The sequence below is a fragment of the Acetobacter sp. DsW_059 genome, assembly GCF_002153695.1.
Classification (GTDB): Bacteria; Pseudomonadota; Alphaproteobacteria; order Acetobacterales; family Acetobacteraceae; genus Acetobacter; species Acetobacter thailandicus.
The window spans coordinates 1-15,831 of sequence record NZ_JOPI01000014.1 but is presented as its reverse complement, the minus strand read 5'-3'; the positions used below and the strand labels follow the sequence as shown (position 1 = coordinate 15,831).

Below are 15,831 nucleotides of genomic sequence, written 5' to 3'. Positions count from 1 at the left end.
ATGCCGGGATATCATCCGTTATTTAGCAGATAACTCAATCTCAACACGGCGTGCACCTACGGCTGATGCTTCTGTGTTTGAAGGGGGGCGTGGCATCTGCACAACGCGTTGTGCATCAACGCCATCGTCTATAATCTGCTGCCTGACAAGCTTGGCACGCTGAATAGCGAGAAGTGAATCTGCTGACAAATCATTGCCGACACCAGCATATCCTTCGACTTTGACAATGCCTGAAGGATTTTGTCTGGCCAGCGATGCCGCTTCAGAAACGACATTCTGAGCAGCGCTGTCAAGTTCAACTGAGTTGTTACTAAAAAACACAACATATTTACGAGGAGGCTTGCTTGCGCACCCGGCAAGCAAAGATAGTCCCAGTGCAATAAACAGGCGACGCATTAAGTTAATCCTCTTTAAAGGAAATCTAAATCAACTAATGCGCAACCTTGCCTCATTAATGCCATAAGCACAATCATCATTATGACATTGCTTTTATTACTGAGACTATTAATTTTTTTCCTGAACAGCCTGCCCCTTTGAAAGACGCCATATCTGGTCTGGCGTTTCAACACCAGTCAGCCTGTGAGTGACCAGGAGAATTGTGTGATTGGCAGCCAGGGTATTCAGCGTCATCAGAAAGCTTTGCTCTGTCTGCGCATCCAGCCCGGTCGTGGGTTCATCCAGAATCAGGATTGGTGCCTTTGTCAGCAGCGTTCGTGCGAGCGCTATACGGCGTCCCTGCCCGCCTGAAAGTTTCATCCCGCCCTCACCCAGCCAGGTATCAAGCCCTTCAGGTAAGCTGTGAACAACGTCAGCTACGGATGCTTCTTCAAGTGCGGTCCACAACTCATCCTCTGTTGCTTCGGGGCGGCCCAGTAGCAGATTAGCGCGAATGGTATCATCAAAAATATGCGTTGCCTGTGACAGCCAGGCGATCTGCCGGCGCAGAGAATCTGTGTCGATAGCAGAAAAAGGAATGTCATCGAGACTGAGAGTTCCTGATTCTGGTGTAGCCGCCTTTAAAAGCAGGGCTGCAAGGCTTGATTTGCCAATACCTGAAGGCCCAAGGAGGACCGTGTAAGAACCAGCAGAGAGCGTTAAGTTTAACTTATTGAAAATATAGGGCCGGTCCTCTGCCCAGCGAAATTTCAGGTTGTTTATGTACACTGAAGGATTAACAGGAGCGGGTACGAGCGGAAGTGCAGGCCGTTGTACCGGCCGGGCAACTGCGATTTCGACAACACGCTGCGCTGAAGCTCCCATGGCGCCGGCCTGAAGCCCCGCTCTGGTTAACGCACTGATACTTTCAAAAGCGGCTACGGTCAGAAAGAGGCAGACAACGCCAGGAAGTGGCTGGATATGAAAAAAGACAAGGCCGGAAAGTGCAAGCAGAATAAGAAAAATAGCTGACTGACCACAGAAAAACACAGACATACTGGCTAATGATGCCTGACGTATGAGTGAAAACTGCCCGTTTAAGTAAACTGCGTCAGTCTCTTTTATATCCGCCATAATTCGCTGTTCTGCGTTAAATGTACGAATTTCTCTTAAACCACCTGTCAGGTCGAGCACCTTAACACGCAGGGCGGCAAGGTTTGATGCCTGTTTCTGCGCGTCTTTCTGCCCAAGTTTCGCGACACTGTAGGGAATAAGGAAAGCTGCAACAAAAAAGAGAAGGCTAATTAGGCTGCCCAGCAGAAAATTTTGTTTGCAAATGATAAGAATAAGCGCGGAAAATGTCAGACAGGCACAGAAAAAGGGTAAAATAATCTGCAGGTAAAGGCCGTCCAGAGTGCCGATATCTGACACAAGCCGGGAGAGCATGTCCCCTGCCCGTTTGAAGCCCAGTCCTGCTGCGGCACCATCAGCCAGAGACCTGAAAAACCATACACGCAGCTGAGCCAGCACACGAAACATTGCATCATGTGCAAATAAGCGCTCAGCATACCGGAAGAGGATACGCCCGATACCACTCATGCGTAAAAGTGCTGTACTGACAACTATGCTCCCGGTCACGACCTCTGCCAGTCGCAGTCCTGAAAACTGGACCAGAACAAGCCAGCAGCACAGGGCGGCAAGAGCAAGAAAAACACCAAAAATGAGCCGCGGAGCCTGGTCTGACCAGAGGTTGAGGATGTATTTTATAGCCTGCCAGGGAGAAAGGTGCACGTCATGGGGTTTATGTTTAGCCATCTGCACGGCTTCCTTTCTGATCATCAGTCATACCATCCCTGAGGTGAATATGTTTCCCTTCAAAGCTCATGGCCGCTGCTGAGTGAGTGGCAAGAATAACTGTTTTGCCTTTAGCCAGTATTTTCAGGCTTTCAAACACATCCTGCTCTGTTAGCGGGTCGAGATGAGCTGTAGGTTCATCAAGCAGCAAAACAGGAGCATTTTTCAGGTAAGCCCGGGCAATAGCAATACGCTGTGCCTGCCCGCCAGAAAGACCAAAACCACCCTCACCTATATATGTTTCCAGCCCGTCTGGCAGCTGAGGTAAGAATGTATCGACAGCAGCGGCCTGAATGGCTGCCGCTAATGCGGCCTCGTTAGCGTCTGGCGATGCGAACAGGATATTTTCACGCAATGTACCTGCAAATAAGACAGGCCTTTGCCCGATTGCAGAAATGATGTGAGAGAGCTTTTCCGGGGGGCAGGTTTCTGTTGGTATATTATTGAACAGAACTGTGCCGCTATCGGGGTAAATAAAGCCCAGCAAAAGCTCAACAATAGTCGATTTCCCCGCTCCCGAGGCACCTGACAGAACCAGGGTTTCACCCGGGTTGACAGAAAAAGATATATTTTTCAGCGTAGTTCCACGTGCCGGATCCCATGTAAAACTGACATTGTCAAAACATATCGAGACATTATGGCTTTCGGTAAGACTATCTACGTCAGAAGAAAATTCTTTTTGTATCGTACTGATATCCATCATAGCTGCCGCAGCACTTTGTGCATGTGCGCGGTCCTGGTAAGCCAGAGCCAGAGAGCGCAGAGGGGCAAAAAATTCAGGCGTGACCAGCAGCGCAAATAACCCGTGAATTAGGGTGATCTGCAAAGCACTTTCCATACCCTGTGCATGTAAAGTGAGAGCTGTATGAGCAGTGATAAGCGTTAATACTATAAAAGCCACAACCATGGCGCAATCGATCGAAGCTGATGAAAGGAAAGCGACCCGCAAAACTTTCATCGTTCTTACACGCAGTTCTTCCGCAGCTGCGCCGATGCGTTGAGTTTCGTCTTCAGCCCGCCCTGCCAGAACAATCGTTGCAATGCCTTTAATCCGGTCAAGAAAGCGAGCCTGCAGACGCACCATAGCCAGAAACTGCTTACGTGATGCAACAGCAGCGCCAATGCCAAAAAGAGCCTGCGCGAAGGGTACAGTCAGGCCACACAGCCCCAGGATGAGCGCCGCCTGTGGCTGAATACAATAAACCGGTATAAGTATAAGGCAGGGTGCTGCTATCCAGAGCACGGAAGCAGGAAGCCAGCGTGAAAAGAAGCCGTTCAGGGCTTCAACCCGGTCAATCACAGTGGTCGCAAGCACACCGCTGTGAGCCTGACGCAGCAGAGCCGGGCCTTCAGATAAAATAGCAGCGAGAGCTTCTTCCCGCAGGCGCTTTCTGGCCGCAAAGCCGGCTTTGGCTGCGGCAACCTCGCCCCTGGCTATACACAGCCCTCTCAGAACTGACAGTATAATAAAACCAGCCAGATAAGGCACGGGGGATGCATTAACCGGCCCCTGGGTTAGTGCCATAAGAGCATAGCCCAGAAGAGTGGCAACACACCAGGCCAGGCCTACCCCCAGAAGAGAGGAAATCAGTGAGAGAAGAATAACAGGCCTTGCTGCCTGGCGCCCAAGACGTGACTGTGCCTTCGTCCACTGGCGTATTGCTGCTTTTTCGTTGCTCATAACGCAAGCCATTATACGGATATGCTACCAAAGCAACAGCTTCATAAAATTTTTGCAGCTATGCGTTACGGTGTGATGCTTTACACAGCAGAAAAAACGCTAAAAAATGCTTCAATTAAAATTAGTTAACGCGACTCATCCGGATGAAGAAAGATGATTTTATTTGCCTTATCCTATTTAAATTGTGTGTCAGGCTGACAAAGATTTTTTATGATATGACGGTGCTGCGACGCTGATCAGAGAAAAACAGAACATAGCTGCATTATGACCAGGCTGTTTGAACCTTTAGCCTGTGTCATGGCAACATATCCGGCTGTAAGCGACTTTACCCCTCTTCATGTCTGAAGAATGTCGGTATGCTTGCCTGACAGACACATCGATGATGCTTTAACGGATATAGAAGACGTTCATGGGACCAGCACCAATCCTCCATTTGCAGGATATTTCTTTTACTCTGGGAGGGCGCCCTCTTCTTAATGGCGCAAATCTGGCAGTTACTCCCGGTGAGCGGATATGCCTCATCGGACGTAACGGAAGCGGAAAATCAACGCTTCTTAAAATAGCTGCCAGTCAGCTTTTACCCGATTCAGGCTCTGTATTTCTGCAGCCTGGCGCAACATTACAGTACCTGCCTCAGGAACCTGACCTTTCAGGGCACAAAACAGCGCTGGACTATGTTCAGTCACGTATCAGCGACCCGACAGATTTGTGGCGTGCGGCAGCGCTCCTTGATGCTGTTAATCTTAGCGGAGAAAAAGAGACGGCTCATCTTTCAGGCGGTGAGGTCCGGCGTTGCGCTATTGCTGGTGTTCTTGCGGCCTCCCCTGATATTCTTCTGCTTGATGAGCCGACGAACCATCTTGATCTGCCCACTATTGGCTGGCTCGAAAAAGAGCTGATGAGTTTAAATTGTGCGATCGTCATTATCAGCCATGACCATCGCCTGCTCTCCACACTCTCCCGGTCTGTTGTCTGGCTTGACCGCGGTGAAACCCGCAGGCTTGATCAGGGATTCGATCGTTTTGAAGAATGGCGTGAAGAGTTTCTTGAGCAGGAAAGCCGTGATGCTCACAAGCTCGACAGGCAGATTGAGCGTGAAGAAGACTGGATGCGCTATGGTGTTACGGCACGCCGCAAAAGAAATGTCAGACGTGTGGCTGAGCTTGCTGATCTGCGGAAAAAACGAAGTGAAGCCATTAAAGTGCCCGGTAAATTAACGCTGGATACATTATCAGCCGGAACATCAAGCAAACTTGTCGCCGTTGCAGAAAATATAAGCAAAAGCTGGGGTGATCGTACCATTGTAAATAATCTCGACCTGCGCATTCTCCGCGGTGACAGGTTAGCTATTATCGGCGCAAATGGTGCTGGTAAAACAACGCTCCTTCGCATGTTAATCGGTGAAGACCAGCCTGATTCCGGAACAATTGTTCTGGGGCCTTCCCTTTCTATGGCGTCCCTTGATCAGAAGCGCGAAATGCTTGATCCTGAAAAAACACTCTCAGACACCCTGACCGGTGGTGGAGAGATGATACAGGTAGGCTCAGAAAAACGTCATGTAATTGGTTATATGAAGGAGTTTCTGTTTCGCCCCGAGCAGGCTCGCACTCCGGTCAGTGCCCTCTCCGGCGGTGAGCGCGGACGGTTGATGCTGGCCTGTATTTTATCTCAGCCGTCAAATTTTCTTGTGCTTGACGAGCCAACAAACGATCTCGACCTGGAAACACTGGATTTATTGCAGGATATGCTCGCATCATACCCGGGTACTGTTCTGCTTATCAGCCATGATCGTGATTTTATTGATCGTGTTGCAACGTCTGTACTGACAACAGAAGGCGATGGAAACTGGACCGAATATGTCGGAGGGTACAGCAGTATGCTCTCGCAGATGCGAGCCAGTAGTCAGCCAGCATCTTCTGCGCCGGCAGCGGCCACTCTGCCTCAGACTTCTGCGGCAGCACCTAAACAGGCAGCAAAAAAGCTTAATTATAAAGATCAGTTCAGATTATCTCAGTTACCTCAGGAGATGGCCAAGCTTGAGCAAAAGAAAGAAGCTCTGAAAAATAAGCTTGATGATGTCGATTTATATGCCAGAAACCCGACGCAGTTTCAGAAATACTCAGCTGATCTGGAGGCGGTAGAAACCCTTCTCTCGGGGATTGAAGAAGAGTGGCTCGCTCTTGAACTGAAAAAGGAAGAGCTTGAAAATAATTAAGCTCGTTTTGCGATAAAAAAGGACCTTCTGAAATTATCAGAAGGTCCTTTTAAAAGAGCTGGCTCAGGAAGACTGAGGGCCCGTTTCAGGATAAAGTCTGTACCCGCCACCTTCTGTAATCAGCAAAGATGCATTAGCCGGATCGGGTTCGATTTTTTGTCTCAGGCGATAAATGTGGGTTTCAAGCGTATGTGTCGTCACGGCTGCATTATAACCCCACACCTCATTGAGCAAAACCTGGCGTGGAACAGGGCGTGTACCGGCACGATATAAAAATTTAAGAATAGCCGTTTCTTTTTCAGTCAGGCGGATACGCTTATTTTTTGTCGTTTCCTGAAGGAGCTTAACCGACGGGCGAAATGTATACGGCCCGATCGAGAAAACAGCATCTTCACTATTTTCAAAAAGTCTTAGCTGCGCACGCAGGCGCGCCAGAAGTTCTGCAATACGGAATGGCTTGGCAACATAGTCATTGGCACCGGCATCAAGACCGCGAACAATATCCGCTTCATCATCTGAGCCGGTGAGCATGATAATGGGTACACGCACACCGCTGCTACGCAGCTCTGCGCAGAAATCTCGGCCATCGCCATCTGGTAGTGTGACGTCAAGCAGAATGGAATCATACCGACTGTCAGGCGCTTCCAGTTTACTGCGCGCATCAGCCAGGGAGACCGCTTCTGTTACTGAAAACTCACCATCAATCTGTAGTTGCTCAACAAGAGTTTGCCGAAGTACCTGGTCATCATCAACGATCAGTATGGGACGTGCACCTGTCATAAGTATTGATACCCTTTATGTCGGCTCTTAATTTTTAAAGGACGATCCGAGCCTTTCCGGTCTGGCAGAACCATCTCATGATTTTCCTCTTTAACCAAGAGCGAATACCATATCTGGCTGGTAAAAAAAGGTGTTACCAGAGTGTGGTATCTTCAAAAAAATGTTTTATGCTCCTACGTAATGTGATCCGCCGGTTATAAGTTCAGCCTCAGAAAACTCGGGGGGCACAAGAGCGATGACACTATATCCATTCTCAAGCGAGGGGCGGATATCATCTTCGGCAGAAAGAACACTTATCGCAACGCCTTTCTGTATGACCAGAAAGGGCAGAAGATTATTATTCTCGTGAAAAACAGTATGTTTGTTTTCAGTCGTGACAATAAGCTCCATGAAGTGCCAGCCTTCACTGATAAGTGTTTCAAGCAGTGTGAAGTTCCATGAAGGGTCGCCAAAAACTTTACCTCGTGCATCCCGGCTTAGCCCGCTATACTGGTCGAGGCGCGCAATGCCGGGGCTGACCTGGAAAACCCGCTGGTGACCAAAGTGCGGCGCCAGATGAGCACAGACAAGGCCATTATAGATATTATCCGGCGTTGCGCAGATAAGATAATCAGCAGGTCGCTCTTCCAGACTTTCAGCGCCTTCTTCCGAAAGTACTTCAGTCTGAAGTATCGGAATTTTCTCATACCTGGCCCGCATTAGTTTTTTTTCAGAGCTGTCAACAAGAAGCACGGGCACATTTGCTTTATGTAATGTAGCGGCCAGGTGTGTCGACCAGGTATTGGCCCCAACGATAGCAAGAGCCGGTTCGTTAGACAGTGTAAGTTTCAGGCGCCGCCCCAGCGGCATAAGTGAAAAACCATGTAAAATCATAGTGGAGGCGATAATTGCAAAGACAGCTGGCATAACCTGCCCGGCCCCAGGGTAGCCTGCATCCTGCAGGCGCAGGCCAGCAATACCGGCAACAGCAGCTGCTACGATACCGCGAGGGGCAATCCAGCCAACAAAAATACGCTCAGGCCACGTCAGGTCTGAACGAATAGTTGCCAGCAATATGCCAAGAGGTCTGACCAGAAATAAAACAGCAAGTGTCAGCAAACCAATTGATATAGAAAGATGTGCAAGTTCAGTGCGCTGAAGATCAGCAGTCAGTAAAACAAAGAGAATAGAGACAATCAGTACAACCAGCGCTTCTTTCATGCGCTGAATTTCAGCAAAGCCTGGAATGCGCAGATTAACCAGCGCCATGCCAAATACGGTTGAGGCCATAAGGCCTGCACCGTCCATCGCCAGGGTGCCAAGAACAAATAAAACCAGCGCACTGGTAATTAACACCGGAATTTTGAGGATTTCAGGCATCATGTCCCGCACCCAGAGCCAGCGCATGCCCCACGCCGCACCAAACCCGAGCAGGATCATTAATCCCGCACTGAGAATCATATGAGGAAGGATAAAACCAAAAAAAGTGCCTGATCCCTCCCCTGGTCGCATCAGAAGCACTTCAAGCACCAGAGTTGCCAGAATAGCGCCAACGGGGTCATTAATAATAGCTTCCCACCGCAAGAAAGCTGCGACACGGGGGTGTAGCTTAGCCTGCCTGAGAAGCGGTAAAACAACTGTCGGGCCAGTCACAACAATAATTGCACCGAAAAGAAACGCCGCCCCCCAGCTCATAGCGCCAATATAATGCGCGGCAGCACTACCCAGAATAAGATTGATCGGCAGTGCAAATAACGTCAGCCGAATAACACCTTCACCTGATTGTTTGAGCTGACGAAAATCAAGCGCCAGGCCACCTTCAAAAACAATAAGCGCAACAGCGAGAGAGACAAGGGAATGGAAAGCCGGACCAATCATCTTTGTCGGATGTAAAATTTCCAGACCCGGCCCGGCGACAAGCCCCAGTGAAAAGAGCAATACAATAGCAGGCAACCGAAAACGCCAGGCTGTCCATTGTGCGAGCATACTGCCGCCCAGAACAAAAAAAATGAAAAGTAGTACACTTTCAGTCATGGCCACCTGTCTTAAACACAGCTCTGCTTTTTAAGCCTATATAAAGATATATTAACTGATGCTTCTTATTTTTGCCAACAAAACAAAAAAAGCCCTCTGTAAGAGGGCTTCGGTAAATAACAAAATTTATATAATATTTTTTATTTAAATCATAAACAAATAATAGTTTTTATAGTGCTGGTGTTTTGTTGTAATATTACAATTACTCTTTTTTCTCAAGAGTAGCTGCGAAAAACCCATCTGTACCATCACGGTATGGTGTTAATGAAATCATATCACAATCACGCAACGCGTGAGGCAGAGAACTGCTTTGCGGAGCGATGAGTCTGAAATCAGCGTGACGCGTCAGGAAAGATTCAATCTGACGGGTGTTTTCAGCTGATAAAATAGAACAGGTCGCATAAACCATTCTGCCGCCAGGTTTAACAAGAGCTGCAGCTTTATCGAGAATGGCTGCCTGTTTTTCTAGCAGCTCATCAATATCCACCTGCGTCAGACGCAGCCGAGCATCAGGGTTGCGACGCCACGTGCCTGTTCCGCTACATGGTGCATCGACGAGAACACGGTCGAAAGACCCCGCCCTGCGTTTCGTCCATTTGTCACCACTTACCAGCAGGTGGCGTTCAACATTATGTACCCCTGCTCTTCTGAGGCGCTTCACCGCACCGGTCAGCCTTTTTTCAGATACATCACAGGCGGCGATATGTCCTTTGTTTTGCATCATCATGGCAAGAGCAAGCGTTTTACCACCTGCACCGGCACAATAATCGAGAACACGCATCTCTGGCGCCGGGTCAAGAGCGGCAGCAACCAGCTGGCTGCCCTCATCCTGTATTTCTATACGACCATCTTTAAACGGTGCTGTCGATGTAACTGAAACACGCCCTTTAAACCGTAAACCCCAGGGAGATAATGGTGTCGGGGTTGTCAGAAAACCTTCCTGCCTGAGTGCTGACTGAGCCTCTTCACGCGTGGTACGTAAAATATTCACCCGCATGTCGAGAGAGGCTGTCTCTGAAAGAGCGGTAAGTTCCTGCTCCAGTGTTTCCCCAAATGTTTGCTGCAGCTCAGGCAGCAGCCAGTCAGGTATTTCACACCGCACAGACAGCGGCATGGTCTCAGTTACCAGCGCACCGGTTTTCAGGCGTGTCAGAACATTACGCTCTGACAGTGATAATGCACCTGCACAAAAGCGCCCGTCGGCGAACTGTTCTGTCAGTTCTTTCAGAGTGGTGCCCTGAAAAAGCAGGCAAGCCCCTGCCAGCAGGCGTGGCGTTGGCTCAGCCCCTGCCAGAGACAAATGCCAGCTCAGACGATACCAGCTGCGCATCACATCCCATACGAGAGATGAGACGGCCCGTCGATCTCCGCCTCCGATATAACGCCGTTCACGAAAAAAATCGCTGGCGATGGCATCGGCCGGTTTACGTGAGAGCGTTTTAATCTCAGATAAAAGATCAACAGAGGCTGCGAGACGCGCAGATGGTGTCATAGGTTCAGATCAGTCCCGCTGGTAGTTAGGAGCCTCACGTGTGATGGAAACATCATGCACGTGACTTTCACGCAGGCCTGCGCCTGTAATGCGACGGAAGCGTGCATTTTCCTGAAGGTTTTTAATCTCGTGTGAGCCTGTATAGCCCATACCAGCTTTAAGGCCACCAACAAGCTGATGCACAACAGCGGCCATAGCACCTTTATAAGGTACACGACCTTCAATGCCTTCAGGCACAAGTTTCAGGGCATCTCTGACTTCCTGCTGGAAGTAGCGATCCGCTGACCCGCGGGCCATGGCACCAAGGCTGCCCATGCCGCGATATGATTTGTAAGAGCGCCCCTGATACAGGAACTCTTCACCAGGAGCTTCTTCTGTGCCAGCCAGCAATGAGCCAACCATCACAACATCAGCACCAGCACCAATGGCTTTAACAATATCGCCTGACGTACGAACACCGCCATCAGCAATCGCAGGCGTATCTTTTTCATGACATGCGATTGAAGTTTCAAGAACAGCAGAGAACTGCGGCACACCAACACCTGCAACAATACGGGTGGTGCAGATTGAACCCGGGCCAATGCCGATTTTAATGCAGTCTGCCCCTGCTTCGATCAGTGCAAGCGCGGCCTCTGGTGTTGCAACGTTACCTGCAATAATCTGAATATTCTGATCATATGATTTCAGGCGCTCAACCGCACGCAGCACACCGGCTGAGTGACCATGAGCTGTGTCCACGACCAGAACATCAACCCCGGCTTCAACCAGGCGTTTTGCTCTGTCAAAGCCATCATCACCAACGCCGGTGGCTGCTGCACAACGCAGGCGCCCCATGCTGTCTTTGATCGCCAGCGGATAAGCAACAGCTTTATCCATATCTTTAACAGTGATGATACCGATGCAGCGGTTCTGCTCATCAACAACCAGCAGTTTTTCAATGCGGTGTTTATGCAGCAGGTGGCGTGCTGTGTCTGCATCAACGCCTTCACGCACCACGACCAGGTTGTCGCGGGTCATAAGCGTATCAACCCGTGAGGTCGGGTCAGTTGCAAAACGCACATCACGATTGGTCAGAATACCAATCAGCTTCTGCGTGTCAGGTTCAATCACAGGCAAACCACTAATGCCATGATGCTGCATAATGGCCTGAACTTCGGCCAGTGTCTGTTCTGGTCCGACTGTAACAGGGTTAACAACCATGCCTGATTCAAAGCGTTTAACACGACGAACGTGCTCTGCCTGTTCTTCAGGTGTCAGGTTTTTATGAATAACACCCAGACCGCCCTGCTGTGCCATCGCAATCGCCATCTGGCTTTCGGTAACGGTATCCATAGCAGCGGAGATCAGAGGAATATTCAGCTCGATAGAGCGTGTGAGGCGTGTCCGCACAGAAGTCTGGCCTGGGACGACATCTGATGCGCAGGGAACAAGCAGCACATCATCAAACGCCAGGGCTTCAGTAACGCGACTATAAGGGGAAAGGGTCATACTACAGGAATCCTTAGCTTAAGATGTCAATTGGGATCACCCGATAGCAGCAGATTTGTGTCTTCAGGCCATCAGACAGATGGCAGCCGGGGATATAATATCTTAACGATAAACACAAGATCTATCTTGTTCGATTTCAGGCATGATGCCTCGTCATGCATACCTTAAAAGCAGGTATAATGTTAATAAAATGCTGATGGCTACTATTCAGATATTGCGTGCTGAGACATAGTGAAGGTGTTTGTTTTTTGATGAAACGTTCATTTTATTAAAAAAGCTTTTATTCATGCAAGCCTCTCCCTCCCGGTCACCAGTACCTTCCGATCATGCAGAATACCCGGAACAAAACTGTTCTGGCATGTCTGCCGGGCCGGGTGTGAAAGTGCCTGACGGCGCCTCGTCGTTCAGGCGGTTTCTGGCTTTTGTCGGGCCAGGCTATATGGTGTCAGTGGGGTATATGGACCCCGGAAACTGGGCCACAGACCTTGAAGGCGGCGCGCGTTTCGGGTTTGTGCTGCTCTCTGTCATACTTTTGTCAAATGTTATGGCTGTCTTACTCCAGTCCCTCTCGGCTAGGATCGGGATTGCTACCGGCTATGATCTGGCACAGGCCTGCCGGGCTTACTTTCCGCCTTTTATTAATTTTTTTCTCTGGCTGACCTGTGAAATTGCAATTATAGCCTGTGACCTTGCCGAAGTTATTGGTACGGCCATTGCCCTGCAATTACTTTTTCACATCCCCCTTATTGCCGGAGCCTGCCTGTCTGTACTCGATACGTTTCTGCTGCTTTTACTGCTCAAACTTGGGATGAGATGGCTTGAGGCCTGTGTCATGGCTTTTCTTGCTATTATCGCAGCCTGCTTTGCCATTCAGGTTGTTGCGGCCTCCCCGGCCCTGCCAGCTGTGCTGAAGGGGTTTTTATTTTCTCCGGTCGTGCTGACTAATCAGGATATTTTATACGTTGCGATCGGCATCGTCGGGGCTACAGTCATGCCTCATAACCTGTATCTGCATTCAGCTTTAGTGAAAACGCGTGCTTATACGCAGGATGAGGCCGGTAAGCGCGAAGCTATACGCTTTGCGACACTAGACAGCACCATTGCTCTGACGCTGGCACTGTTTGTGAATGCGGCCATCCTGATTGTATCGGCTGCAGCGTTTCATGGGACAGGACATCAGGATGTAGCCGATATCGGTCAGGCTTATAAACTGATCTCTCCTTTACTGGGGCTTGGTATTGCCTCAACCCTTTTTGCTGTTGCACTGCTGGCCGCGGGCACAAACTCGACAATTACCGGCACGCTGGCTGGGCAGATTGTGATGGAGGGCTTTTTAAAACTGACGATCCCCCCCTGGTTAAGGCGTCTTGTAACGCGTGGCCTGGCTCTTATCCCTGTTTTGCTCGTTATTTTATTATATGGAGAGAAAGGCACCACCTCACTTCTTATCCTCAGCCAGGTGGTTCTCTCCATGCAGCTGCCTTTTGCTGTTATTCCTCTGGTGATGTTTGTTTCTGACCGCAAAAAAATGGGCAGCTTTGTAATATCGAAGAAAGTTTCATGGCTGTCATGGGCTGTTTCAGCCATCATCCTCGCGCTTAACTTCAAACTGCTGTACGATACCGTTTTTTAAAGGTAACCGCCTTCAAAAGCCTGTCGTATCGCAGACGCAGACGTTGTTTTGCTGGCAATGAGCAGCTGAAGCAGAATACGGGCTTTATGTGGCGATAAATTACATGATACATTAAAACCGCGGATATCGTCAGAGACTTCAATATTGCGTTTTACCAGACCACTGCCAACGCGGCTGGCACGTATAACATGCACACCCTGCGCGACAGCCCGGTCGAGGGCTGCGAGTGCTGTATCTGATGCATTACCGTCACCTATGCCGGCAAGAACAATACCTTTCACACCGTCAGCCAGAGCATGGCAGATCAGGCGATCGTCCATATTGCTATGGGCATAAATAATATCAACACACGGCAGGCTCTCATGTTCTGGTAAACTGAACAGAGGTACCGGCGGCGCGGCAGGTGTTACAAAGTAAACTCTGTCCGTATCAACATAACCTGCAGGCCCGCCATTGACAGACTTAAATGCATTCACTTCTGAGGTGTTAATTTTACTTACTGTACGGGCATCATAAATGGTTTCATTAAAAACCACCATAACACCCCGCTCGCGGGCTTTGGGGCTGGCTGCAACTTTCAGGGCGTGAGAGATATTAACCGGACCATCTGCACCGGGGGCACCACCCGGGCGCATTGCACCAGTCAAAATCACCGGTTTCTGGTTTTTAATAACGTGCTGCAGAAAAAAAGCTGTTTCTTCAAGCGTGTCTGTACCATGAATAATGACGGTGGCATCAAAGTCCTCCTGCTCAAATGCCTGCATTATACGACGTGCAAGCGCAAACCAGAGCGCATCATTCATATTCTGGGAGCCAATGCTGGCAATCTGCTCAGCATGAATATCTGCCCTTTCCGGCAGATTGGGTACGTGATGAAGCAGGTCCTGAACAGACACATTGCCAGCATCATAACCTGAGGCTGAGCGGGCGTTCATCTGCCCGGCAATTGTGCCGCCTGTGGCTAAAATCAAAATACGGGAGGGTGGTGAGTGCTCAGTCATTATCAGGCGCCTGCTACAGGTGTTACTTCCGCAGCTTATAGCCTGTCTTATTTTTTTCGTTAAGTCAGAGCTGAGCGTTAACGCCTGATGCTGATTATCTGGTTATCTGACAGGATCAAAAAAGTTTATGGGTTTAAGAGCAGCCTGACAGCAAAGAACACAAAAACCAGCCCTGTCAGCGTGTCAAGCATACGAATAATAGCAGGTCTGGCCAGAAAACGGCTCAGAGAAACAGCCATAATGACAAGGGTAAAATACCACAGCAACGTCAGAATAACCTGCACAATCAGAAGCAGGAATGAATATGACAGCACACTAACGCCAGGCGGAATAAACTGAGGGAACGCAGTCAGGTCAAACACGCCGACAAGAGGGTTCAGAACAGTTGTTAATGCCCCCCTCTGAAAACCAGACCAGAAAGCCTGAGGCGTGTAGCCACCATGAGCTTCAGCCTGCTGGGGGTGTGCTTTCAAAACATTTATAAAAAGCCTGACTGCGAGATAAAGCAGATACCCCGCACAGGCCCACTCCAGCCCCAGGAAAAGCGGCCGGGAAGTTGAGATCAGAGCACTCAGACCAAAAGCAGTCCCAAACCCCCATAATGTCAGGCCTGTTGCTATACCCAGCACCGCGCCTGTTGCCGTTGTGCGCCCCACACTGATACCCAGGCGGATAACCAGTGCGGTTTCGGTGCCGGGAGTCAGAACAAGAATGCCCCAGGTCGTGGCGAATGCCAGAACAGGCAACAGAAATTGAGGCATTATTATTTAAAGTCTCCCGGCAATTTTATTTTTATTAAGTGTATTGTTTTGATAGGTTGTCTGCGCAGCCATAATAGAATTTTTCTCATTTTACCAGAGGATGCCATGTGCTTTCTGGTATGAGTATTGCAGAACAGATGGATGAATACTGCACGCAAACCATATCCGTCTGACAATTGATACGACACATCTCAAAGCACACAGAACGGCAGCCTCCCTGCCTAAAAAAGGGCTTTTCCCGCCATACCGGGCGAACCAAAGGCGGTCTGAACGCAAAACTCCATGCCGTGTGCGATGGCCAGGTCAGTGACTTCAGGGGAGCAGATGTTCTTCTGGCTGATCTGCCAGACGAGACAGAAGAAATCACCTGTGACCGGATATAGACAGCAACAGGCTGTCTCTCGCAGACCGGAATATCACCGCCTGTATCCCGCTGAAGAAGAACCGGAAATTAAAGCTACCTTACGACTGCCCACTAGGCTCAGGACCTGTTAATTTATTGAACTGAGCGAGAGATTGTGATTCACAGGCTTACCGA

The 15,831-nt window shown here is 49.5% G+C and carries 11 protein-coding genes and 1 pseudogene; 3 read left to right on the top strand and 9 right to left on the bottom strand.

All coding sequences use genetic code 11. The features are described 5' to 3' along the window. Positions 1-18: 18 nt before the first annotated feature. From HK25_RS03330 to cydD, 3 genes are all read right to left on the bottom strand, one after another. Entirely contained in the window at positions 19-396 is a 378-nt protein-coding gene (locus HK25_RS03330) for an OmpA family protein (RefSeq protein WP_086555533.1), read from the bottom strand. A 108-nt stretch (positions 397-504) separates the two neighbouring features. Beyond that, positions 505-2,190: a thiol reductant ABC exporter subunit CydC gene (cydC, locus tag HK25_RS03325; RefSeq protein ID WP_086635308.1), complete on the bottom strand. Its 1,686-nt coding sequence runs from the start codon at positions 2,188-2,190 to the stop codon at positions 505-507. Then, a complete protein-coding gene (gene cydD, locus HK25_RS03320; protein WP_086635307.1) occupies positions 2,183-3,910 on the bottom strand; it encodes a thiol reductant ABC exporter subunit CydD in 1,728 nt (575 codons plus the stop codon). The genes cydC and cydD overlap by 8 nt, the downstream gene beginning before the upstream one ends. Before the next feature lie 409 nt (positions 3,911-4,319). Between cydD and HK25_RS03315 the strand changes: the two genes are divergently transcribed. Continuing rightward, positions 4,320-6,125 carry an ABC-F family ATP-binding cassette domain-containing protein gene (locus HK25_RS03315; protein ID WP_086635306.1) on the top strand — a complete coding sequence of 602 codons (1,806 nt, stop codon included), beginning with the start codon at positions 4,320-4,322 and terminating at the stop codon, positions 6,123-6,125. A 63-nt stretch (positions 6,126-6,188) separates the two neighbouring features. On the opposite strand, the gene HK25_RS03310 is transcribed toward HK25_RS03315, so the two are convergent. From HK25_RS03310 to guaB, 4 genes are all read right to left on the bottom strand, one after another. Then, positions 6,189-6,905 (bottom strand): response regulator transcription factor, encoded by a 717-nt coding sequence (locus HK25_RS03310; protein ID WP_086635305.1) that lies wholly within the window; start codon positions 6,903-6,905, stop codon positions 6,189-6,191. A 165-nt stretch (positions 6,906-7,070) separates the two neighbouring features. Continuing rightward, positions 7,071-8,918 carry a sodium:proton antiporter gene (locus HK25_RS03305; protein ID WP_086635304.1) on the bottom strand — a complete coding sequence of 616 codons (1,848 nt, stop codon included), beginning with the start codon at positions 8,916-8,918 and terminating at the stop codon, positions 7,071-7,073. Between the two features lie 202 nt (positions 8,919-9,120). Continuing rightward, the gene (locus HK25_RS03300; protein ID WP_086635303.1) at positions 9,121-10,410 is read right to left on the bottom strand and encodes an RsmB/NOP family class I SAM-dependent RNA methyltransferase; all 1,290 of its coding nucleotides are present in this window, start codon (positions 10,408-10,410) and stop codon (positions 9,121-9,123) included. A 9-nt stretch (positions 10,411-10,419) separates the two neighbouring features. Next, positions 10,420-11,898 (bottom strand): IMP dehydrogenase, encoded by a 1,479-nt coding sequence (guaB, locus tag HK25_RS03295; RefSeq protein ID WP_086635302.1) that lies wholly within the window; start codon positions 11,896-11,898, stop codon positions 10,420-10,422. Between the two features lie 358 nt (positions 11,899-12,256). Here guaB and HK25_RS03290 point away from each other — a divergent pair, with 358 nt between their 5' ends. After that, complete coding sequence (locus HK25_RS03290) at positions 12,257-13,531, top strand: Nramp family divalent metal transporter (protein WP_369824725.1); 1,275 nt, start codon at positions 12,257-12,259, stop codon at positions 13,529-13,531. On the opposite strand, the gene HK25_RS03285 is transcribed toward HK25_RS03290, so the two are convergent. Both HK25_RS03285 and HK25_RS03280 read right to left on the bottom strand, forming a co-directional pair. Further along, positions 13,528-14,532: an asparaginase gene (locus HK25_RS03285; protein ID WP_086635301.1), complete on the bottom strand. Its 1,005-nt coding sequence runs from the start codon at positions 14,530-14,532 to the stop codon at positions 13,528-13,530. The two genes, HK25_RS03290 and HK25_RS03285, sit on opposite strands and share 4 nt — an antisense overlap. Before the next feature lie 125 nt (positions 14,533-14,657). After that, a complete protein-coding gene (locus HK25_RS03280) occupies positions 14,658-15,293 on the bottom strand; it encodes a LysE family translocator (RefSeq protein ID WP_086555542.1) in 636 nt (211 codons plus the stop codon). A 169-nt stretch (positions 15,294-15,462) separates the two neighbouring features. Here HK25_RS03280 and HK25_RS03275 point away from each other — a divergent pair. Beyond that, positions 15,463-15,640 (top strand): annotated as a pseudogene (locus tag HK25_RS03275) (IS5/IS1182 family transposase); the annotation flags it as partial. Between the last annotated feature and the right edge of the window lie 191 nt (positions 15,641-15,831).